We start from the raw sequence: 21,190 nt of genomic DNA, 5'->3' as shown, positions 1-21,190 counted from the left end.
ATGAGCAATCTGCCGTTTGGTTTCTCGGGTTCCGACGACGATCCCGACCGTGACAAGAACGCGGGTGGGGGCGGCGGCCCGACGGGCCCGGGTGGGATTCCGTTCGGATTCGGCGCGGAGGGTTTCGATCCCGCGTCGCTCGGGCAGATGCTCACCCAGTTCGGGCAGATGCTCAGCGGTATGGGGAGTTCGATGGGTACGGGAGGTCAGTCCGGGCCCGTCAACTACGAGGTCGCCAAGAAGCTGGCCCTGCAGCAGATCGGTTCGGTCACGCCCGTCTCGTCGACCACCGCGACCGCGATCGCGGACTCCGCGCACCTCGCCGAACTGTGGCTCGACGGCGCCACCACCCTGCCCGCCGGTGCCACGCGCACCGTCGCCTGGACTCCGGTGGAGTGGCTGGAGAACACCCTCGACACCTGGAAGCGGCTCTGCGATCCGGTCGCCGAGCAGGTCTCGGGTATGTGGGTGTCGGGACTGCCCGAAGAGGCCAAGCAGATGGCCGGGCCGATGCTCGGGATGATCGGCCAGATGGGCGGCCTCGCCTTCGGTTCCCAGGTCGGGCAGGCCCTCGGCCAGCTGGCGTCCGAGGTGTTGACCTCGACGGACATCGGCCTGCCGCTCGGCCCGAACGGGGTCGCGGCGCTGCTCCCGAGTGCGATCGAGAAGTTCAGCGACGGCCTGGAACAGCCCGATCGTGAGATCCTCGTCTTCCTCGCGGCCCGTGAAGCGGCCCATCAGCGGCTCTATGTTCACGTCCCGTGGCTTCGGCAGCAGTTGTTGTCGACCGTCGAGGAGTACGCCCGCGGCATCAAGATGGACTTCTCGGCGATCGAGGAGGCCGCCCAGAGCCTCGACCCGAACTCACTGTCCGATCCGTCGAAGATCGAGGAGTTGCTGCAGCAGGGCACCTTCGAACCGCAGACGACCCCCGAGCAGAAGCAGGCACTCGAGCGCCTCGAGACCCTGCTCGCACTGATCGAGGGATGGGTGGAGACAGTCGTCGCGGAGGCGCTCGGCGACCGGCTGCCCGGTGTCGGCGCGTTGAGCGAGACGTTGCGCCGTCGACGCGCGACGGGCGGACCTGCGGAACAGACGTTCGCGACTCTCGTCGGTCTCGAACTGCGCCCCCGCAAGGTTCGTGAGGCGGCCCAGCTCTGGCGTCAGGTCACCGACGCGGCGGGAATGGAGGGACGCGACGGCGTGTGGGCGCATCCCGACCTGCTCCCGGATTCGAGCGACCTCGACAGCCCTGCCGGGTTCGTCGACCGCGTGGTCGGCGGTGGCACCAGCTCGTTCGACGATCCGATCGCGCAGCTCGAGGCGTTGCAGGCCCGCGAACGCGAAGAGCGCGAGGCCGGCCGGGATGCCGGCGAGGAACAGGGCGACACCGACAATCCGAACAAGTAGCGGCCGAGCGGGAAAGTCCAGTTCAGCGCGTCACAGCCCTGTGGACAACTGGGCTGTGACCGCGTTCGGCGTCGACGTCGGCTGACACCCTGGCAGGCATGACCCGCCTGCTCGCCGACGACGCCGTCCTCGGCGCACCCCGACTCGATCCACGCACCCCCGTTCTCATCCGGCCCAGTGGCGCCGTCCAACTGGGGTGGGATCCGGAGAACGCGCTGCTGGTGCAACCGCCTCCGGGAGTGGACACGGCCGCCCTGGCCGATGTACTTCGGTTGCTCGACGGCCGACGCAGCCACGCGGCGATCGTGTGGGAGGCCGCTCGGGCGGGCATCGACGCCCCGGACATCGAGCAGATACTGGCCGAACTCTCGTCCGCCAGCGCCCTGCTGCCGCCGCTCTCGGATCGGGCGATGCGGGACACCCCGGTTCGCCAGGTCCACGTGCACGGGCGAGGTCCCCTCGCAGACGGCATCGCTGCGATGCTCGGCACCGGCCAGGTCGCGATCGCCCGTTCGGGGCCCGATCGGTCGGCGCAGACACCCGCCTTCCATCGTGCGGACTGCGTCGTCCTCGCCGACAACCTGGTGCCCGACCCGTGTACCGTCGCGGTCCTCATGGAGTCGGGCAGGCCTCACCTTCCGGTGCGGCTCCGCGACGGACGTGGCGTGGTCGGCCCCCTGGTGCTGCCGGGCCGGACGAGTTGCCTGCGGTGCGGGGACCTGCACCGGACGGCTGCCGACCCCGAGTGGCCGCATCTCGCCGCCCAACTTCTCGGGCGGGTCGGTTACGCAGAGCCCGGCACCGTTCGGGCGACGGTCGCGCTCGCGGTGAGCGAGATCGGCATCCTCCTCGCCGGGGACGCCGCGCGGGCACCTGCCTCCCTGGACACGGCGCTGGAGTTCGACCTGCGATCGGCACGCCTGCGGCGCAGGAAGTGGTCGCGCCGTCCGGAGTGTGGCTGCTCACCAGCGGTGTAGGCGAAGATTGGGATCGTCCGCCATGATGGGGGCGTGCCTGACATCCCCCGCCGCAGCTCAGCCCGCACCGCCAAACTCGCGAGCATCCCTCTGGGAATCGCGGGACGCGCAGCGGTGGGCTTCGGACGCAAGCTGGCCGGCGGCGATCGGGACGAGATCGACGCGAAGCTGACGCAGCAGGCCGCCGAACAGCTGTTCACGGTTCTCGGTGAGCTCAAGGGCGTCGCCATGAAGTTGGGCCAGGCGTTGAGCGTCATGGAAGCCGCTGTTCCCGAGGAGTTCGCCGAGCCGTACCGGGACGCGTTGACGAAGCTGCAGGCCGAAGCTCCCCCGCTGCCCGCCCGGAAGGTGCACCGGGTTCTCGACGAGCAGCTCGGGACGCGCTGGCGCGAGCGGTTCGCCCGTTTCGACGACGCACCGACCGCATCCGCGAGTATCGGGCAGGTACACCGTGCGGTGTGGTCGGACGGGCGGGACGTCGCCGTGAAGGTCCAGTACCCCGGAGCCGAGGAGGCACTGCGGTCCGACCTCAAGACGCTGTCCCGGATGGCGGGCATGTTCACCGCGGTGATGCCCGGTGTCGACGTCAAGCCGGTGTTGGACGAACTCTCCGCCCGGACGGAGGACGAACTCGACTACCGGATCGAGGCGAACAACCAGCGGGCGTTCGCCGCCGAGTTCGACGGCGACCCGCAGTTCGCGGTTCCGAAGGTGGTCGCCAGCGCACCGAGGGTAGTCGTGACGGAGTGGATGTCGGCGACGCCGCTGTCGGCGATCATCGCGACCGGCACCGCCGAGCAGCGCAACACCGCGGGCGCTCGACTCGCGGAGTTCCATTTCGCGTCGCCCGCTCGGGTGGGTCTGCTGCACGGCGACCCGCATCCCGGCAACTTCATGCTGCTCGACGACGGTCGCCTCGGCGTCCTCGACTTCGGCGCCTGCGCCCCGATGCCGGGTGGCCTGCCCCCGGTGCTCGGCCGGATGGTCCGGCTCGCTCTCGAAGAGCGGTTCAACGAGCTCACGGAACTGTTGCGCGCCAACGGTTTCGTGCTTCCCGGACGGAACGTCACCGACGACGAGATCGCGAACTACCTGCGACCCTTCACCGACCCGATCCACACGGAGTCGTTCCACTTCACACGGTCGTGGCTGCAGCGGGCGGCGGGGACCGCGACCGACTTCTCCTCGGAGCACTTCCGGACCGCGCGCGCCCTCAACCTCCCGCCGGACTACGTGATGATCTTCCGGGTGCTGCTCGGATCGGTCGGCATCTGCGCGCAGCTCGACGCGGAGGCGCCGTACATGGGCATCCTCACGCAGTGGCTGCCCGGTTTCACCGAGGACGTGCGCCGGGCCGAGTAGCGCCGGACCCGTCCGCCCTCAGGATGCCCTGTCCGGCACCCGCATTCGGTCGACTGCCGGCGCCACCCAGGTGCGGAGGTAGTTTCGGAGTTCGACGCCGGATCGTGGCGGCCGACCGGGGTCGATGACGAAGGACTGCACGATCCGCAGCATGTGCTCGACGAGTTCGTCGAAGGCCGCGCCGGAGAGTCCCGCCTCGTCCCAGTCCACGCCGAACCGTTCGAGGATCGCGCGACCGAAGGTGAGCGCGGTGTCGGACGTGACCCCCGCGGAGAACGCGCTGGCGCGTCCCTGTGCCAGCACCATGCCGAGGTACTTCTCCTCGGAGATCTGTTCGAGCGTGTACGCGATGCCTTCGACGACGGCGTCCGCCGGGTCACTGATGCCGTCGAGGTGGGCTGCGAGCAGGTCGAGGAAGGGCCCCACCTGCGCGACGGCGGTGGCAACGAGCAGCGCCTCCGCGGTGGGGAAGTACCGGTAGACGGTCTGGCGGGTGACGCCGAGCCCGCGAGCGACGTCGGTGATGCTGATGTCGCCGCCGGTCCGGTCCAGTACGCGCCTGGCCTCGTCCAGGATGCGCGCGATCGCCTCGGCGTCGTCGGCCGGTGTGGCTCCGGACCACCCGTGTGTGCGCATCCCCGCTGATCCTCCGTCCGCCGCCGTCGTTCCGGGAACCCTACTCGGGCGGGTTCCCGCGATCCGCGACTAGACATTCACTACGCATTGTATGGTCTGATTCTCCGACGACTCCAGAACGAAGGGCCTCGCCGATGTCGACCCCGCACGACACCTCCCCCGCCGGACTCACCGAAGAACTCACCCGCCGTGCACTTCGGCACGTCCTCGACCGCACGACCGACATGGCGCCGACGCCACTGCAGGTGCCGCTGCACTACTACCGCGACCCGAAGATCACCGAGGTCGAGGAGGCGCAGATCCTGCGCCGCACTCCACTCGCGATCGTGCCGAGCGCCCAGATCGCGCAGCCCGACGACTACGTCGTCCGTTCCGTCCTCGGCGATTCGCTCCTGGTGACGCGTGACGGCGACGGAACCGCACACGTCTTCCTCAACTACTGCCGGCACCGCGGAGCGATGCCTGCCTGCGGATCGGGCAACGCCACCCGGTTCACCTGCCCGTACCACGCGTGGACGTACAAGAACACCGGCAAGCTGGTCGGCGTCCCCGGCAAGGACGGTTTCACCGGCATGAACCGCGACGACTACGGGCTGGTGGAGCTGCCCACCCAGGAGCGACACGGATTCGTCTGGGCGGTCCTCACCGCAGGCGAATCCATCGACGTCGACGCGCATCTCGGGGACATGGGTCCCGAACTCGCTCGGTTCGAGTACGCCTCCTACGGCTACCACGACCAACGTGAGTTCGAGTCGGACGTCAGCTGGAAGGGCGCGCTCGAGGCGTTCGCCGAGAGCTACCACTTCCCGTTCGTCCACTCGGAGAGCGTGATCGGCCAGAACACCGTCGCGAACACCTCCGTCCACGACAGTTTCGGCAGGCACCACCGAATGGGGTTCCCGTTCAACTGGATCGCCGACCTGGACACCAACGCGGACGGTACGTGGGACCCGATCGCGAACATGGGAGTGATCTACTGGATCTACCCGAATCTCATCCTCGCGAACAGCCCCGTCGGAGTCGAGGTCCTGGACATGCTCCCGGCGGGCTCCCCGACCCGCTGCACCCTGCGGCACAGCTGGATGGCCAAGTACCCCGCGACCACGGACGAGCAGCGCGCCCTTTACGACACCGTCTTCGGGCAGGTCCACGCCGCCGTCCGCGACGAGGACTTCGCGATGCTGCCGCAGTGCGGCGAGGGCGTGCGCCGGGGCCAGCACGACCACATGATCATCGGCCGCAACGAGATCGGCGTGCAGCACATGATCAGGACGTTCGCGTCCGAACTCGGCGTGGCACTCGGATGAACGACCGATCGACACCACCACGGCCCCGCCAACTCGACTCCCCCGTTCTGCCGAGAATCTTCAAACACGTCGGCCGGTGCCAGGTGTGGCTCTACCGCCGCACCGGCGGACGGATCGGCGGCACGTGGCGCATCGGCGCCGGATTCCGCAAACCCGTGCCGACGCTGCTCCTCGAGCACCGAGGGCGCAGGTCCGGCACCGTGTACACCACTCCCCTGCTCTACATCGAAGACGGGGCCGACGTCGTGGTGGTGGCCTCGCAGGGCGGTCTGCCGAAACACCCGCAGTGGTACCGCAACCTGTGTGCGAATCCGGACGCCCGCGTCCAGATCCGCAGCCGGTGCAGCGATGTCACCGCGGAGACGGCCGATCCCGAACAGCGCGCACGGTTGTGGCCTCTCCTCGTCGACGCCTACGCCGACTTCGACACGTATCAGTCGTGGACCGAGCGGGAGATCCCGGTCGTCGTCCTGCGCCGGCGCACGGGCTGAATAGACTGGGCGATCGTGCGGATCGCGACATTCAACATCAACGGGATCCGCGCCGCGCAGCGCCGCGGATTCGAACAGTGGCTATGCGAGCGGGAACCGGACGTCGTCGCACTGCAGGAGATGCGTGCGCCCGCGGCCGCGATCCCGCCCGACGTGTTCGGCCCGTACCACCTGTCCTACGACGAGGGGGTGATCCCCGGACGCAACGGGGTCGCCATTCTCACCCGCCGGGCACCGGCGGCGGTGCGGACGTGGACGGGATCGGCGTTGGTGCGCTCGCCCGACGAAAGCCACACCCACGCAGTCGAACTCGACCCCGTCACGCTGGCGCGAGGACTACGCGAGTTCGCCACCGAGGGCCGCTACATCGAGGTGGACCTCGCCGACGCACCGATCACCGTCGCCTCCCTGTACCTCCCGAAGGGCGGGCTGCCCGCGCACCTGCAGAAACCGGGTCGTATGCGGGAGGCGCCGGACGGCGGCGCCCGCTACGACCGCAAGATACGTTTCCTCGACGCGTTCGCGCGGCAGCTGACCCGGTCCCGCCGCGACGCCCGCGCCCGGGGTCGGGAGTTGCTCCTGATGGGCGATCTCAACATCGCACACACACGGTTCGACGTGCGGAACTGGAGGCGCAGCAACCAGGCCGAGGGATTTCTCCCCGAAGAACGGGCCTGGTTCGACTCACTGCTGTCGCCCCGCACCCTCGTCGACGTCGTGCGGACGACGCACCCGGACGTCGACGGACCGTACTCGTGGTGGTCCTGGCTGGGGCAGTCGTTCGCCAACGACACCGGCTGGCGCATCGACTACCACCTCGCGACGCCCACGCTCGCACGATCGGCCGTCGCAGCAGGCACCGACCGCGAACCGTCGGCGGACCGGCGGATAAGCGACCACGCCGCAGTGGTCGTCGACTACGACCTGAGCGCCGCTGGGTTGGTGTGAACGGATCGTTCGGGCCCCTCGGAGGGTCCGAACGATCCGTTCACACCTGCGGGTCACGCGCAGACGGCGACCTTTCGGGGCCGTCCGCGGGGACGCTTGCGGGCGATGACGACGCCGTGGTCGAGGATCTCTCCGCCCCACACGCCCCACGGCTCGGCTCGGTCGAGGGCCGCGCTGAGGCAGCGGGACCGGACCGGGCACGCCGCGCACAGGGACTTGGCGAGTTCCAGTTCGGCGGGGGTTTCGCCGAACCAGAGGTCGGGATTGTCGGCACGGCAAGGCAATTCGCGCTGCACCGGCCCGGGGGTGGTGGGTTCGGTGATGGTGCGGACTGTCGCGGTGGACACGTCGTGCTCCTTACGGACTTGTCGAGGTTTGGGTGGTGCAAACCGGTGACCCGTCCTGGAGCGAGTCCTCCGCCTGGGAGAACTGTCCGAGAAACAAGAACGGCCACGGTCCGCTGGGGCGTCCGTGGCCTGGTGGAGAGAACTACCGAGTGTGGTCTCGGCTTCCGATCCGGGGCACGGACTTGGGGGCTGCTGCCTTGAGCGCTGCTGCCTTGGGGCGACGGCGGACGACGCGCGTGAGCGCTTCCCCCGACCACGGGGCAACGGGCAGGTGAGCGGCGGCATTGATCGCGACAGGTGCATAGCCCTGCATGCCGGCTGGCGCCTGAGCGCTGCTGATCCGATCGATCATCGGTCCGATCACCTCCTGTCCCATTCGTGACGGCGTCGCCCTGCGACACCTGTCGTCCCACTTCCCGGTGACGCGTGCGCGTCCGTCCGGCCTGACATGACGGCGAGCCACTGCCCACAACGTCGGAAACCAGGGTAGGCGCTACCTCCGGAAGCGCACAACCTATTTTCTACCTGCGGTTTTGTTTCTTCATCACACGTCGTCGGCGAAACTGAGCTGGGCGACGGCGACGGGGTCCTCGCCGCGGACCACCGCGAGCACGTCGGACCCGAACCGTTCGAGCTTCTTCGCGCCGATGCCCGGAATCGCGACGAGTGCGCTGTCGTCACCGGGCTGCTGCTCCGCGATCGCGATCAACGTCGTGTCGCTGAACACGACGAACGCAGGCACCTTCATCGCCAGCGACTTCTCCTTGCGCCACGCCTTGAGCGCATCGAAGAGCGCGGCGTCGAGGTTCGACGGGCAGCTCTGGCAACGGCCCAGCATCGTCGTCGCCGCATCCTGCAGGTGTTTACCGCAGACCCGGCATCGCGGCCGCTTCTTCTGTTGCGCAGCAGGGGCCGCGATCCGTGAGGCCGGCGAGTCGTCGGGGACGAGGTCGAGGAGGAAGCGCGACCGCCGGCGGGACCGGCGTCCACCCGCGTTGCGAGCCAACGCCCACGACAGCTGCAGATGTTCGCGGGCACGCGTCACCCCGACGTACAGCAGGCGGCGTTCCTCCTCCACCGCGGCTTCGTCCGGCGGAGTCGACTTGTCCCCCAACGCATGTTGGATCGGCATGGTGCCGTCGGCGAGCCCCGTCAGGAAGACTGCATCCCATTCGAGGCCCTTCGCGGCGTGCAGCGACGCCAGCGTCACACCCTGCACCGTCGGAGGATGCCTGGCCTCGGCGCGGGCCGCGAGGTCGCGCAGCAGAGCGCCGAGGTCGAGGTCGGGTTCGTGGGTGAGCAGTTCCTCCGTCAGCTCGACGAGAGCCTTCAGCGACGCCCACTTCTCGCGTGCCTGCGCGCCCGCAGGCTCGGTGTCCGTCAGGCCCATCGGCACGAGCACGGCCCGCACCAGCGTCACCAGTGCCGCGCCCCGATCGGCGCCGTCGGGCAGGTCGTCGCGGGCGGCAGCCTGACGGAGCGCGGACACCGCCTGCCGCACCTCCGGTCGGGTGAAGAAGCCCTCGCCACCGCGCACCTGGAATGGGATCCCGAGCTCGGTCAACGCCTGCTCGTGAGCCTCCGACTGCGCGTTGATGCGGTACAGGACCGCGATCTCCGCGGCGGGCGTTCCGGAGTCGATGAGCTGCTTGATCCGCGCGGCGATCGCCGCGGCCTCGGCCGGTTCGTCGTCGAACTCCGCGAACGTCGGCTCGGGGCCTGCCGGACGCTGACCGATCAGCTGCAGCCGGGTACCGGCGATCCGGCCGCGGGCCGCCCCGATGACGCGGTTCGCCAACGACACCACCTCCGGCGTCGAGCGGTAGTCACGTTCGAGCCGGACCACCGTCGCGTCGGGGAACCGCCGGGAGAAGTCCAGCAGATAGCGCGGGGTGGCCCCGGTGAAGGAGTAGATGGTCTGGTTCGCGTCGCCGACGACGGTGAGGTCGTCGCGGTCGCCGAGCCACGCGTCGAGCACGCGTTGCTGCAGCGGCGTGACGTCCTGGTACTCGTCGACGACGAAGCAGCGGTACCGCTCACGGAACTCCTGCGCGACTCCGGGATGGTCCTCCAGCGCGATCGCCGTGTGCAGCAGCAGGTCGTCGAAGTCGAGCATCATCGTCTCGCCGCGCATCTTGAGCGACTCGTAGGCGGCGTACGCCTCCGCAACCTTCGCGGGATCGGCAGGCGCGTCACGCCGAACTCGGGCCACCGCCGCCGGGTAGTCCTCGGGTGCGATCAGCGACGCCTTCGACCACTCGATCTCGCCTGCGAGATCGCGCACACTGTCGGTGCTGGTGGACAGCCCGACCCGGTTCGCGGCCTGCGCGACGACCACGAACTTGCGGTCGATCAGCTCCCACGAGGTGTCCCCGACGACCTGCGGCCAGAAGTACCGCAGCTGTCGCAGCGCGGCGGCGTGGAAGGTGCGGGCCTGCACCTGGTTGGCGCCCTCTCCGATACCGAGCCCGCGTAGGCGCGACCGCATCTCGCCCGCCGCCCGCGCGGTGAACGTGACGGCGAGAACCTGCCCGGCGGCGACGTGCCCGTCCGCGACGAGACGCGCGATGCGATGGGTGATGGTGCGGGTCTTGCCGGTACCCGCGCCTGCCAGCACACACACCGGACCGCGGGGTGCCAGGACGGCTGCCGACTGCTGCGGATCGAGTCCTGATGAGTCCGCTGCGTCTGCTGCCATGCCGTCCATCATGGCAGGGCCGTCCGACACGTCGGCAGCGCCCGTGCGCGATTATCGGCCTCGATGGGGTGAAGATCACCCGCGGTCACGGAACATCGGGCATGGCCGTGGTGTTGTATCCCCCGTGACTGCTACCGAGACTGCCACCGCCCTGACCATCTACTCGACCACCTGGTGCGGGTACTGCCGACGCCTCAAGAAGCAACTCGACGAGAGCGGCATCGGCTACGTCGAGATCGACATCGAGGACGATCCCGCGTCGGCCGAGTTCGTCGGCAGCGTCAACGGCGGCAACCACGTCGTCCCGACCGTGAAGTTCGCCGACGGCAGCACTGCCACCAACCCGTCGCTGGCAGAGGTCAAGAAGGCCCTCGGTCTCTGACCCCGGCGGGGCCGGCCACCTCGCCGCCGCCGGCGTGCCGGCTATTTCGCCGCCGCCGGCGTGCCGGCTATTTCGCCGCCGCCGGCGTGCCGGCTATTTCGCCCACGCCTCGAGCATGCCTCGGGCGATCGACACCGAGCCCGGAACGAGGAGGCGCGCGTCGGAGGGGGACGTCCAGTCCCCCAGACGCAGTGCGGCGCGCACCTCCTCGCGTTCGAACCAGTGCGCCTCGGCGATCTCGCCGTCCTTGAACAGCAGTGGCGCGTCCGGATCGGCGATCGCGGAGAACCCGATCATCACCGACCGCGGGAACGGCCACGGCTGGCTCCCGAGGTAGCGAATGTCCCGGACGACCAGTCCGACTTCCTCTTCCATCTCCCGCGCGACGCAGGACTCCAGCGACTCGCCCGCTTCGACGAATCCGGCGAGGACCGAGAAGCGGCGCTCGGGCCACGTTCCGTTGCGCGCCAGCAGCACCCGGTCGGCGCCGTCGTGGACGAGGCAGATCACGGCCGGGTCGGTGCGGGGGAACTCTTCGTGGCCGGTGCTCGTGCTGTGGCGTGACCATCCCGCCATGGTCGGCGTCGTCGGTGATCCGTCGAGCGCGCTGAATCCGGCGGCATCGTGCCAGCCGAGTACCGCGACAGCGGTGGTCAGCAGGCCCGCACTCGAGTCGTCGAGTCGGTGACCGATCATCCTGAGGTCGGCGAGTTCACCGCTCATCGCGGGAACACGCACTGCCCACAGGTGGGTGCCGTCGTCGTGGCGACCGAGGAACACCGCACCGGACACCGGTTCCGTTCCGAGGGACGACGCCGGTTCGAGTACGAGCTCGACGCCGTCGACGCGCACCTGACCGCGATGGTTGACCCGCAGCACCTGAGCGTCGGCCCACCCGGCCCGCAACGCGTCGGTGTCGGACCGCAATTCCTCCGCACGGTCCAATGCCGAACGGGAGAGCAACGGGACCTCGGACATCACGAATTCAGCCACGCGCACCACAGTAGGGCGTGCGACGGAGAACTCGTCCGGCGCGCCCCGACGACGGTCGGTTTCAGACGCGTCGGATGTACAGGAGGCGGTCGTCCGCCTCGACCGAGTCGACTTCCGGCGACCCGACACGGACGAGTCGGCCGTCCCGCACGACAGCGAGCACTATGTCGGACAGGTGCCGCGGCGACCCACCGATCTCGTCGTGCTCCACTTCCCGTTCCGCTATGGCGAATCCGGCCTCGGGGGTGAGCAGGTCCTCGATCATCTCCACCACCGTGGGGGTGGTGCGGGCGATGCCGAGCAGGCGTCCCGCCGTCTCCGAGGACACGACCACCGAATCGGCACCGGACTGCCGGAGCAGATGCGCATTGTCGGTTTCGCGGATCGCGGCGACGATCTTCGCCTTCGGGCCGACCTCGCGAGCCGTCAGCGTCACAAGGACCGCGGTGTCGTCACGGTTCGTCGCGACGATCACCGATGCGGCGTGCTGGACGCCGGCAAGGCGAAGCACCTCCGACTTGGTCGCGGACCCCAGGACGGTGACGAGACCGAGAGAGGCCGCGGAATCCAGGACGGTCTGATCGGTGTCGACGACGACGATGTCGGCCGGCTTGATGCCGTCGCCGAGCATCGCTTCGATCGCGGTCCGGCCCTTGGTGCCGTACCCGACGACGACGGTGTGTTTGCGCACTGCATTCCTCCAACGCTGAATCTTGAACGCCTGGCGGGATCGCTCGGTGAGCACCGACAGGGTGGTACCGACCAGGATGATGAGGAACAGGACCCGAAGCGGCGTGATCACGAGGACGTTGATCAGGCGCGCACTCGGTGTGATGGGAGTGATGTCGCCGTACCCGGTGGTCGAGAGCGACACCGTCGCGTAGTAGAGGCAGTCCAGGAACGACAGCGGGTTTTCCTGGGCGTCGCGGTAGCCGTCCCGGTCCAGATAGATCACGAACACGGCGAGGAACAGGACCCCCACGGCCATCATGACGCGCCGGAAGATCAGAGTGAACGGGCTGCGCATCGCCTCGGGGATCCGCAGGACACCGACCAGAGCGAAATCGGGTCGCTCGGTCAGGTTCTCCTGATCTTGGAACCGCTGGCGGAATTTACCGGCCATGGATGGGACTCCCGTTCGCAGACATCGGCTCGGAGCCTAGCCAACGACGGGCCCGGTGCGTGCCGGACCACGCGGGCAGGATCGGACCGACAGTAACGGACGTGACTTCCGTGCGCGATTCACTGGCGTTGCCGCGCCCGGTCCAGCAGGGTGGTGCCATGAAGATCTCACCCGCTCCCGCGCTCGCCGCACTGTTTCTCGGTGCGGGCACACTCCATTTCGTCACGCCGAAGCCGTTCGACTCCATCGTGCCGCGCCGCCTCCCCGGCGACGCCCGCGCCTACACGTACGCCTCCGGTGTCGCCGAGATCGCGGTCGGCACGGCACTCGCGGTCCCGCGCACCCGCGGGATCGGCGGCACTCTCGCCGCGGCGCTGCTGGTGGCCGTCTTCCCGGCCAACGTGCAGATGGCTGTCGACTGGGTGCGCAGCGACAAGATCAGCACCCCGCTCAAGGTGGTGGCCCTTGCACGCCTTCCCCTACAGCTTCCGATGATCGCCGCCGCCGTGAAGGTCCGACGCACCGCGGCGTGATCGGGCGACTACCCGACGACGTCCGTCGCTCTCCCCGCCGTCTCGATCAGCAGGGTGAGTTCGGCGGCGTCGGGCAGGTCCTCCGGTGCGATGGTTCGGCCGGTGCGCACGTAGTGGAATGCCGCACGCACCGACGTCGGGTCGACCGGATCGCCGCCGCGGGCCACGGCACGAGCCGTCATCAGCTCCGCCCACGCCACACGGTAGGCCGCCAACTGCATCGCGACGGCGTGCTCGTTCGCGGCTCTCGGCTCGGCACCGGTCTTCCAGTCGATGACGGTCCAGCCGCCGTCCGGGTCGGCGAACACCGCGTCGATCCGTCCGCGAACGACGGTGCCCGCAATGGACGTCTCGAACGGCACTTCCACCTCGACGGGATTTCGGTGCGCCCATCGTGAGCGCAGGAATGCCGTCTGCAGCGATTCGAGATCCTCGTCCGCGGCGCCGTCGGTGTCGGCGGCACCGGGCAGCTCGTCCATGTCGAGGAGACGAGTTGCCCCGAACCGGCGTTCGATCCACGCGTGGAAGGCCGTTCCCCTGCGCGCCAGAGGATTCGGCGGGAACGGCAGCGGACGTCGGAGCCGCGCGGCGAGCTCGTCGGGCGCGGCAGCCAGATCGACGAGTTGGCTGACGGACATCTGGCCGGGCAACGTCACCTCGGCGCGGGCGGCGGCACGAGCGGCTCGTTCGGCGAGGAGCGCCTCGACGTCGGCGGCCCATCCCTCCGGGTCGCCGGAAGGCGAGTCCTCGTCGTGTTCGCCGTCGGGGGGTTCCCCGGACCGGTCCGGTGCATCCGCGGCCGAAGGGTCCCGGCCGAGCGCGGCGAGCACCAGGTCCGCGCCATGTGAGACACCTGCTCGTCTGTCGCCCAGGGGATCGCGCGGCCACTGCGCGGCAACCACCTCCGCGGTCAGCGGGTTGGACGCATCCGGCTCCGGCTCCGCTTCCCACTGCTCGACGACGCCGAGCGCCCTGCCCTCCCGCGCCGCCGACTCGACGACGGAGCGCATCTCCTCGAGGAAATCGGACGGACCCTTCGGGGTCGAACCCGTCTCACCCCAGTGATGCCCGGACACGTACAGCGCGCGCTCGGTTCGAGTGAGTGCGACATAGAACAGTCGCCGGTCCTCGTCGAGCTTGCGGCGAGCGAGCGCGTCCTTGTGCGCAGCCAGCGCGTCTTCGAGATCCTTACGGTCGTAGACGTTCTCGAGGTCGGGAACGGGGACACCGTCCGATCCGTCGGCGGCGTCGGCGCGGTCGCCGCGTAGGTGCGGCGGCAGTTCCGCGATCGCACCCAGCCACGTACCGGTCGCGGTGCCCGACGGGAACACGCCCTCGACGATGTGTGGGACGGCCACCACCTGCCACTCGAGACCCTTCGCCGAGTGCACGGTCAGCACCTGCACCCGGTCCCGCGCAACCTCCACTTCGCCGGGAGCCAAGCCGTTTTCGACGGTCTCGGCCGCGGCAAGGAAGGCCAGCAGTCCGGTCAGCGTCGCCGAGGAGTTACGGGCATAGCCCGCGACGACGTCGGCGAACGCGTCGAGGTGCTCACGGCCCGCTCCCCCGGCACGCAACCACGGCAGCCGTGCCTGCGCCTCGATTCCGATGCCGAGGACCCGTTCCACTTCGGCGACGAGTTCGGTGAGGGGCTGCCCGATTCGTTCACGCAGGGACGTCAGTTCCGCCGCGAGTGAGGTGATCCGCCGGTAGCCGAGCGCCGAGTAACGTTCCTTCGCACCGGGGTCGGCGATCGCATCGGCGAGTCCCGCCTGCTCGGCGTGTTCGCCGGGCAGCGCGGAATCGAGTGCCTGGTCGAGACTGTCGGAGTCGGTGACCGCGCCCCCGGCACTGCGAGCCGCACCGACCGCGAGTGCGCGCGCACGACGCCACAGCGCCGCCAGATCCGCAACCCCGATCTGCCAGCGTGCCCCGGTGAGCACCCGCACGGCGGCGCTGCCCGCGAGCGGGTCCGCGACGAGCCGCAGCATCGCGATCACGTCCGCGACCTCGGGAACGTGGAGGAGCCCACCGAGCCCGACCACCTCGACCGGGAGGCCACGGCGACGCAGTGCCGCGGCGACGGGTGCGGCGTCGGCGTTGCGCCGGATCAGCACCGCGGCGGTCGGCGGACTTTCACCACGCTCCCGTGCGGCGGCGTATTCCGCTGCGAACCTGTCTGCGACCCACTCCCGCTCGCGTTCCACGTCGAGGTGCAGCGCGATGCGGATGTCGCCCGGTTCGACGTCGGGCTTCGGCCGCAACTCGGGAACGGGCACGCCTCGTTCGCGCAGCGGCGCCGATGCGGCGTTGGCGAGTTCCAGCGCCTCCGCGGGATTTCGCCAGCTGGTGAGCAACTCCAACCTCGGCGCCGGTCGGCCGTCCGGGAGCGGGAAGTCGGTCGCGAAACGCGGTAGGTTCGCCGCGGACGCACCCCGCCACCCGTAGATCGACTGCATGGGATCACCGACCGCGGTGAGCGCGAGGCGTCCGTCCTCGCCACCACCGAACAGGGAGGACAGCAGGACCCGCTGGGCGTGACCGGTGTCCTGGTACTCGTCGAGCAGCACCACCCGGAATCGTTGACGTTCCGAGCGGCCGACCTCGGGGTGTTCGGCCGCGACGCGTGCGGCCAGCGACATCTGACTGCCGAAGTCGAGCGCGCCTTCCCGTCGCAGGGTGTCGGAGAGCCGTTGCACCAGCGGGAGCAGCTCCACCCGCTCGTGCTGCGCGGCCAGGATGTCCAGTAGCTCCTTCTTCGGTCCGCCGCGTTGCCGCGGTCCCGCGGGAAGTGCGTGGATCAGCTTGTCGAGCTCGGTGTGTGCCTCCCGGAGATCGCCGGGTTCGACGAGGTGCTCGGCGAGCTGGCCGGACAGTGCGAGCACCGCTTCGGTGAGCGACGTGGGATTGCGGTCGGTGTCGAGGTCTCCGTCCCAGGAGCTGACCACGCGGTGGGCGAGCTGCCACAGCGCCGTCTCGGACAGAAGATCCGAGGACGGTTCGATCGGCAGCAGGAGGCCGTGCTCGGTGAGGAGGCGTCCCGCGTACGAGTGATACGTGCTGACCTCCGGTTCACCGGACAGGATCCGGTTCCGCAGTTCCTCACTCAGCCCCAGGCTGCGGGTCACCCTCGGATCGGCGAGCCGAGCGAGCCGCTGCCGGATCCGGGAGGTCAACTGCTGCGCCGCTTTTCGCGTGAAGGTCAGGCCGAGCACCTGGTCCGGGTGCGCGAGCTCGTTCGCCACCAGCCACACGACCCTGGCTGCCATCGTCTCGGTCTTCCCGGCCCCGGCACCCGCGACGACGAGGGTCGGACCGGGTGGCGCGGCGATGACAGCGGCCTGTTCCGGTGTCGGCGGGAACTGACCGAGTGCCGTGGCCAGCTCGGCCGGGGTGATCCTGGTTCTCGCGGTGTCGGTCACGACTGGGTCACCTGCCGTCCCTCTTCCCTCGCCGGGCAACTCGACCGGACCGGGCAGTGACGACACCCGTCGTTCGGACGCGCGAGGTAGCGGGGACCCTGGGTGGCGGCGGCCGCGGCGTGCACCGTGTCGAGCCACTGCTCCTCGGTCTCTTCCGTCAGCGGTGCCTGCGCTCGCTGCGTGGCACCGTCCGTCCGGTGGGCCTTGGCGACGAACACGAGTCGCGCTCCGCCTGCCGGCCCGGCAGGCTCACCGTCGATCGCGCCGCGCGTCGCCGCGAGCTGGTAGGTGGCGAGCTGGGCGTGCGACTGCGCGGCCTCCTTGCTGACCGGGTTGCGTCCGGTCTTCACGTCCACGACGACGGGCCGACCGTCCGCGTCGTGCTCGAGGCGGTCGATGCGACCCCGCAGAAGTACCGCCGGTTCCCCCTCCGTGCGCGCCTCGAGCACACCGTCGACGGCGACCTCGACTCCCGCCTCGGTCAGTTCGCCGCGACTGCGCCGCAACCACTCCGAGAAGGTGTCGATCATCTGTGCGGTGCGGTTCATCTCGCGCCGCGAGTACCACTGCGAACCGAGATCGACGGCGTCCCATGCACTTGCGAGGGCTCGGCGCACCTGGTCGGGTGGCATCTTCCCGGCCACGGCCTGCACGAGGGTGTGCACGAGGGTGCCCGCGACGGCGTGGGTGTTCTCCCCGTCGCTGCCGCCGTGCCGTTCGAGTGCCCACCGAAGCGGGCAGGTGTCGAGTTGTTCGATCGTGGAGGGAGACAGGGGTACGGGACCGTCGTCGGGGCGCCACAGTGGGTCCGCCGTGCTGGGGTCGTCGACGCCGTACCACTGCTCGGGGTGAGCACCGCGCACACCGGCGTCGGCCAGCCGCGCCAACTGGACGGCGGCGCGCTGCTGCTTGGCCGGATCGGTTGCGGCGAGGTCGGGATCGCAGACGACGCGACGGAGCTCGGCGATCAGGGCGGGCAGCGCCAGCACCCGATTCGGCAGTTCCGGCGCCAGGTCGGCGGCGGGTTCGTCGAGTTCGGTGTCCGCACCGAGCAGTTCGTCGACGAAGCGGGACGGCTCGAGGTCGCTGTCGCCGCCCGCCGAACGCACCGCCGTCACGAGCAGCGTGCGACGTGCCCGACTGCATGCGAGCAGGAACAGGCGCCGCTCCTCCGCGAGCAGCGGCGCCGTTCGGGACAGGGTGGTGTCACCGGGATCGGCGATCCCCGCGGTGAGGTCGACGAGCAGTTCGGTACCGAGCAGGGTTCCGCGGGGACGAAGCCCTGGCCACAGCCCCTCCTGAACCCCCGCAACCACGACGACGTCCCACTCGCGTCCCGCCGCGGCGTGCGCACTGAGCACGGACACCGATTCCTGCGCGGCCGCAGCCGATCGGGCATCGCTCGGGATCTCCTGATCGACAAGGTATTCCACGAATCCGAGCAGGCTCGCCCGGGGAAGCCGGTCGACGTGGTTCGCGGCGGCATCGAACAAGGCGACCACGGCGTCGAGGTCCCGATCCGCCTGGGCCCCGATCGGACCACCGCGCAGGGACGCCGCCGCCCACCTCCGCTCGAGGCCGGTCGCCTGCCAGCACGCCCACAGCACGGCTTCGACGCCTCGCCCCTGGGTGTGTGCGGTGCGGGCGCGCGCGAGCACGGTCAGCAGGCGTCGCAGCGCGCCGAACTCCCCCTCGGTGAGCCCGTCCACCAACTCCTGGTGTGCCTGCTCGCCGTCGACGACGAGCGCCCGGACGAGTTCGGCCGAATCCCGATCGCCGCCTGCGGCGAGTTCGACGCGGCGAAGCCCGCGGCGCAGGCGACGCAGGGTGACCGGGTCGGCGCCGCCGACCGGGCCCGACACCAGGGCCAGGGCGTCCTCACCGGTGAACGATCCCCCCGCCGTCGCGCGAAGCGCGAGCAGCAGCGCACCGACCGCGTGCTGACGGGCCAGTGGCAGCTCCGATCCCGCGGTGGACAGGGGCACACCCGCCGCCAGGAGTGCACGGCGCAGTGGCGGCAGCACCCGCGGAACGGACCGCACGATCACCGCCATCCGCGACCACGGCACACCGTCGTGGAGGTGCGCCCGGCGCAGCGTGTCCGCGATGAGTGCCGATTCCCGTCCTGCCGCCGGCAACACCGCGACCGATGCGCGGCCGTCGTCGGTGGCGGCGGGGGCCGCGCCACGATGCGACGACGAGCCGGACAATCGACCGGTCACCCGCGCCGCGACCGTCGCAATCCGTTGAGCGTTGCGGTGATTCGTCGCCAGCACGATGCGGTGGTCGTCGCCGGGCTCGGCGAGCTCGGTGAGATAGCGCGCGTCCGCCCCGCGGAATCCGAACACCGCCTGGTCCGGATCGCCCGCGACCACCGACAGGTCGGCGCCGCCGCCCAGCAACCCGACCAACTCCGCGGCCTGAGGATCGAGATGTTGCGCGTCGTCGACCAGGAGACACCGGATCCTGGCTCGTTCGCGGGCCAGGAGGTCGGGGTCGGTCGCGAAGGCGTCCAGCGCGGCACCGACGAGCTCGGCGGCGTCGAGCGCGGGCGCGGTCGCCTCCGGTGCCTCGACTCCGACCGAACCACGAAGCAGCATCACCTGCTCGTATCGCGTCACGAACCGGCCGGCCGCAACCCACTCCGGCCGGTCGTGTTCGTGCCCGAGTCGTTCGAGGTCCTCGGGGCCGAGTCCCCGCTCGCCCGCACGCAGCATCAGGTCCCGCAACTGCGCGGCGAACCCGACCATCGGGAGCGCCGGACGCAGCCGCTCCGGCCAGTACCCGGCTCCGTCCTCGATGTCACCGCGGAGCAACTCCCGCAGGACTGCGTCCTGCTCGGCCCCCGTGATCAGCCGCGGCGGCGGATTGGAGTGCGCGGCGGCCTGCAACCGCAGCACCGCGAAGGCGTAGGAATGCACGGTCCGCACCAGCGGCTCCCGGGTGGCTCGCGACGACCCGACGCCGAGCAACGCCGTGGTGATCTCCTCCCGCACCGACAGTGCCGCCTTACGCGAATGGGTCAGCACCAGAACGGATTCCGGATCACCGTCCGGGCCGCCGATGCGCGACGCGGCCAGATCGACGATGAGCGCCGTCTTGCCCGTTCCCGGCCCGCCGAGCACCTGCCACGGACGGCGGGTGGCCACACCGATACCGGCTGACGCGGCCAGCAGGGGCGCCACCTCGGGACCCCAGGTGCGGGTGTGTGGGAGTCGCGGAGCGCGGCGCACCAGGGTGGTGGCCGGCCGCTCCGCCCGCTCGCGCGTCCGCTCCCGATCCATGCCCGGAATTCCATCACGGACCACCGACAGTCCGGCACACCACCACGGCCCGTGGGCAGGCCGTGGACGAGCAGCGTGACCTGGGACACCGGGGAGGCCGCCGGCCGTCTCCGTCAGGGGCGAAAGCGCGCGATGACGGTCCCATCGGCCACAATGACTGCGTGTCCGACCTGAAGATCCATCGTTTCGGTCCCGAGGACGGGACTCCCGTGCTGGCCCTGCACGGCCTCACCGGGCACGGCAGGCGGTGGCGGCACCTCGCCGACGGGCATCTGCCGCGAGTTCGGATGATCGCCCCCGATCTCCGTGGCCACGGCCGTTCCACCTGGAGCCCGCCATGGGGCATCGCCGACCAGGTCGACTCGCTGATCGACCTCCTGGACGCCGAGGTCGACGAGCGCGTGATCGTCGTCGCGCACTCGTACGGCGGCGCGATCGCGCTGCACCTGGCGGCACGGGCACCGGAGAAGGTGCGGGCCCTGGTCCTCCTCGACCCGGCCATGGGTCTGAACCCGGCGCGGATGCTGGAGATCGCGGACCTGACGATGCGCTATCCCGACTACACGGATGCCGCCGAGGCCCGGTCGGAGAAGGTGCACGGTGCATGGGCGGACGTCGCCGACGACGTGCTGGACGAGGAGATGATCGAGCATCTCGTCGAACTGGAGAACGGACGCGTCGGCTGGCGGTACGCCGTACCCGCCGTGATCGCGTCATGGGGCGAGCTGGCCCGGCCGATCGTGCTGCCCCCGGCTGATCTCCCCACGGTTCTCGTGCAGGCGATGCGGGTACAGCCGCCGTATGTGACGTCGTCCTTCCGCGCGGCACTGAGCGAGCACCTCGGCGACAACCTGACGGTCGTGGAGATGGACGTCGATCACATGGTCGCGAACGCGCGGCCCGCCGAGGTCGCCGCACTGATCGAAAAGCTCCTGTAGGTGGCCGCGACCACGGAGGACCAGGTCGAACGCGTCCGGGAACTGGTCGCGGCGATTCCGGCCGGCCGGGTGAGCACGTACGGCGACCTCGCGGCGGCTGCCGGACTGAGCTCCCCCCGCACCGTCGGCTGGATCATGCGCACCGACAGCTCGGACCTGCCCTGGCATCGCGTGGTCCCGGCGTCGGGGAGGCCGGCGCCGCACCTTGCGCGGCGGCAGTTGGAACGTCTTGCCGCCGAGGGTGTTCCGATCCACGACGGCCGAGTCGATCTCACGAAGGTACGAGGAACACCTCCGGAAGGGTGATCCTCCCGCGGGGGCGGCTCGCCACGACCGTCC

The 21,190-nt window shown here is 70.0% G+C and carries 18 protein-coding genes; 10 read left to right on the top strand and 8 right to left on the bottom strand.

Annotated elements, in window-relative coordinates; all coding sequences use genetic code 11:
* From FFS72_RS13695 to FFS72_RS13685, 3 genes are all read left to right on the top strand, one after another.
* Positions 1–1,410 carry a zinc-dependent metalloprotease gene (locus FFS72_RS13695; RefSeq protein WP_137874441.1) on the top strand — a complete coding sequence of 470 codons (1,410 nt, stop codon included), beginning with the start codon at positions 1–3 and terminating at the stop codon, positions 1,408–1,410.
* A gap of 98 nt (positions 1,411–1,508) precedes the next feature.
* Positions 1,509–2,387 carry a TOMM precursor leader peptide-binding protein gene (locus FFS72_RS13690; RefSeq protein ID WP_137874440.1) on the top strand — a complete coding sequence of 293 codons (879 nt, stop codon included), beginning with the start codon at positions 1,509–1,511 and terminating at the stop codon, positions 2,385–2,387.
* Positions 2,388–2,420: 33 nt separating this feature from the next.
* Positions 2,421–3,749, top strand: a complete 1,329-nt coding sequence (locus FFS72_RS13685) for an ABC1 kinase family protein (protein WP_137874439.1) — start codon at positions 2,421–2,423, stop codon at positions 3,747–3,749.
* An 18-nt stretch (positions 3,750–3,767) separates the two neighbouring features.
* On the opposite strand, the gene FFS72_RS13680 is transcribed toward FFS72_RS13685, so the two are convergent.
* On the bottom strand, positions 3,768–4,385 hold the full coding sequence (locus FFS72_RS13680; protein WP_137874438.1) for a TetR/AcrR family transcriptional regulator: 618 nt from the start codon (positions 4,383–4,385) through the stop codon (positions 3,768–3,770).
* 134 nt (positions 4,386–4,519) lie between these two features.
* Between FFS72_RS13680 and FFS72_RS13675 the strand changes: the two genes are divergently transcribed.
* The 3 genes from FFS72_RS13675 to FFS72_RS13665 are packed head-to-tail and all read left to right on the top strand — an operon-like array spanning position 4,520 to position 7,131.
* Positions 4,520–5,692 carry an aromatic ring-hydroxylating oxygenase subunit alpha gene (locus tag FFS72_RS13675; protein ID WP_137874437.1) on the top strand — a complete coding sequence of 391 codons (1,173 nt, stop codon included), beginning with the start codon at positions 4,520–4,522 and terminating at the stop codon, positions 5,690–5,692.
* Positions 5,689–6,183 carry a nitroreductase family deazaflavin-dependent oxidoreductase gene (locus FFS72_RS13670; RefSeq protein WP_137874436.1) on the top strand — a complete coding sequence of 165 codons (495 nt, stop codon included), beginning with the start codon at positions 5,689–5,691 and terminating at the stop codon, positions 6,181–6,183. The genes FFS72_RS13675 and FFS72_RS13670 overlap by 4 nt, the downstream gene beginning before the upstream one ends.
* A gap of 15 nt (positions 6,184–6,198) precedes the next feature.
* Entirely contained in the window at positions 6,199–7,131 is a 933-nt protein-coding gene (locus tag FFS72_RS13665; RefSeq protein ID WP_137874435.1) for an exodeoxyribonuclease III, read from the top strand.
* 53 nt (positions 7,132–7,184) lie between these two features.
* On the opposite strand, the gene FFS72_RS13660 is transcribed toward FFS72_RS13665, so the two are convergent.
* The 3 genes from FFS72_RS13660 to FFS72_RS13650 all read right to left on the bottom strand — a co-directional run bounded on the left by FFS72_RS13660 (position 7,185) and on the right by FFS72_RS13650 (position 10,188).
* Positions 7,185–7,478: a WhiB family transcriptional regulator gene (locus FFS72_RS13660; protein WP_084734195.1), complete on the bottom strand. Its 294-nt coding sequence runs from the start codon at positions 7,476–7,478 to the stop codon at positions 7,185–7,187.
* A 142-nt stretch (positions 7,479–7,620) separates the two neighbouring features.
* Positions 7,621–7,830 (bottom strand): hypothetical protein, encoded by a 210-nt coding sequence (locus FFS72_RS13655; protein WP_137874434.1) that lies wholly within the window; start codon positions 7,828–7,830, stop codon positions 7,621–7,623.
* Positions 7,831–8,022: 192 nt separating this feature from the next.
* Positions 8,023–10,188, bottom strand: a complete 2,166-nt coding sequence (locus FFS72_RS13650) for an ATP-dependent DNA helicase UvrD2 (protein ID WP_137874456.1) — start codon at positions 10,186–10,188, stop codon at positions 8,023–8,025.
* 112 nt (positions 10,189–10,300) lie between these two features.
* Here FFS72_RS13650 and FFS72_RS13645 point away from each other — a divergent pair, with 112 nt between their 5' ends.
* Positions 10,301–10,558 (top strand): mycoredoxin, encoded by a 258-nt coding sequence (locus tag FFS72_RS13645; RefSeq protein ID WP_137874433.1) that lies wholly within the window; start codon positions 10,301–10,303, stop codon positions 10,556–10,558.
* A gap of 93 nt (positions 10,559–10,651) precedes the next feature.
* Here the strand turns inward: FFS72_RS13645 and nudC are convergent, their stop codons facing one another.
* Together nudC and FFS72_RS13635 are read right to left on the bottom strand one after the other, a co-directional pair.
* Positions 10,652–11,536 (bottom strand): NAD(+) diphosphatase, encoded by an 885-nt coding sequence (gene nudC / locus FFS72_RS13640; protein ID WP_502704116.1) that lies wholly within the window; start codon positions 11,534–11,536, stop codon positions 10,652–10,654.
* A 76-nt stretch (positions 11,537–11,612) separates the two neighbouring features.
* On the bottom strand, positions 11,613–12,674 hold the full coding sequence (locus FFS72_RS13635) for a potassium channel family protein (RefSeq protein ID WP_137874431.1): 1,062 nt from the start codon (positions 12,672–12,674) through the stop codon (positions 11,613–11,615).
* A 158-nt stretch (positions 12,675–12,832) separates the two neighbouring features.
* Here FFS72_RS13635 and FFS72_RS13630 point away from each other — a divergent pair, with 158 nt between their 5' ends.
* Entirely contained in the window at positions 12,833–13,207 is a 375-nt protein-coding gene (locus FFS72_RS13630; protein ID WP_137874455.1) for a DoxX family protein, read from the top strand.
* An 8-nt stretch (positions 13,208–13,215) separates the two neighbouring features.
* On the opposite strand, the gene FFS72_RS13625 is transcribed toward FFS72_RS13630, so the two are convergent.
* Complete coding sequence (locus tag FFS72_RS13625) at positions 13,216–16,629, bottom strand: ATP-dependent helicase (protein WP_171018665.1); 3,414 nt, start codon at positions 16,627–16,629, stop codon at positions 13,216–13,218.
* On the bottom strand, positions 16,626–19,913 hold the full coding sequence (locus tag FFS72_RS13620) for an ATP-dependent helicase (protein WP_137874429.1): 3,288 nt from the start codon (positions 19,911–19,913) through the stop codon (positions 16,626–16,628). Before FFS72_RS13620 ends, FFS72_RS13625 begins: the two co-directional genes overlap by 4 nt.
* Before the next feature lie 161 nt (positions 19,914–20,074).
* Here FFS72_RS13620 and FFS72_RS13615 point away from each other — a divergent pair, with 161 nt between their 5' ends.
* Together FFS72_RS13615 and FFS72_RS13610 are read left to right on the top strand one after the other, a co-directional pair.
* Entirely contained in the window at positions 20,075–20,851 is a 777-nt protein-coding gene (locus FFS72_RS13615; RefSeq protein ID WP_249353287.1) for an alpha/beta fold hydrolase, read from the top strand.
* Positions 20,852–21,157, top strand: coding sequence for an MGMT family protein (locus tag FFS72_RS13610; protein ID WP_137874428.1), 306 nt, complete (start codon positions 20,852–20,854; stop codon positions 21,155–21,157).
* Positions 21,158–21,190 lie beyond the last annotated feature (33 nt).

This window comes from Rhodococcus sp. Q (assembly GCF_005503035.1).
Lineage (GTDB): Bacteria > Actinomycetota > Actinomycetes > Mycobacteriales > Mycobacteriaceae > Rhodococcus_G.
This window is presented reverse-complemented; position numbering and strand designations above follow the sequence as displayed.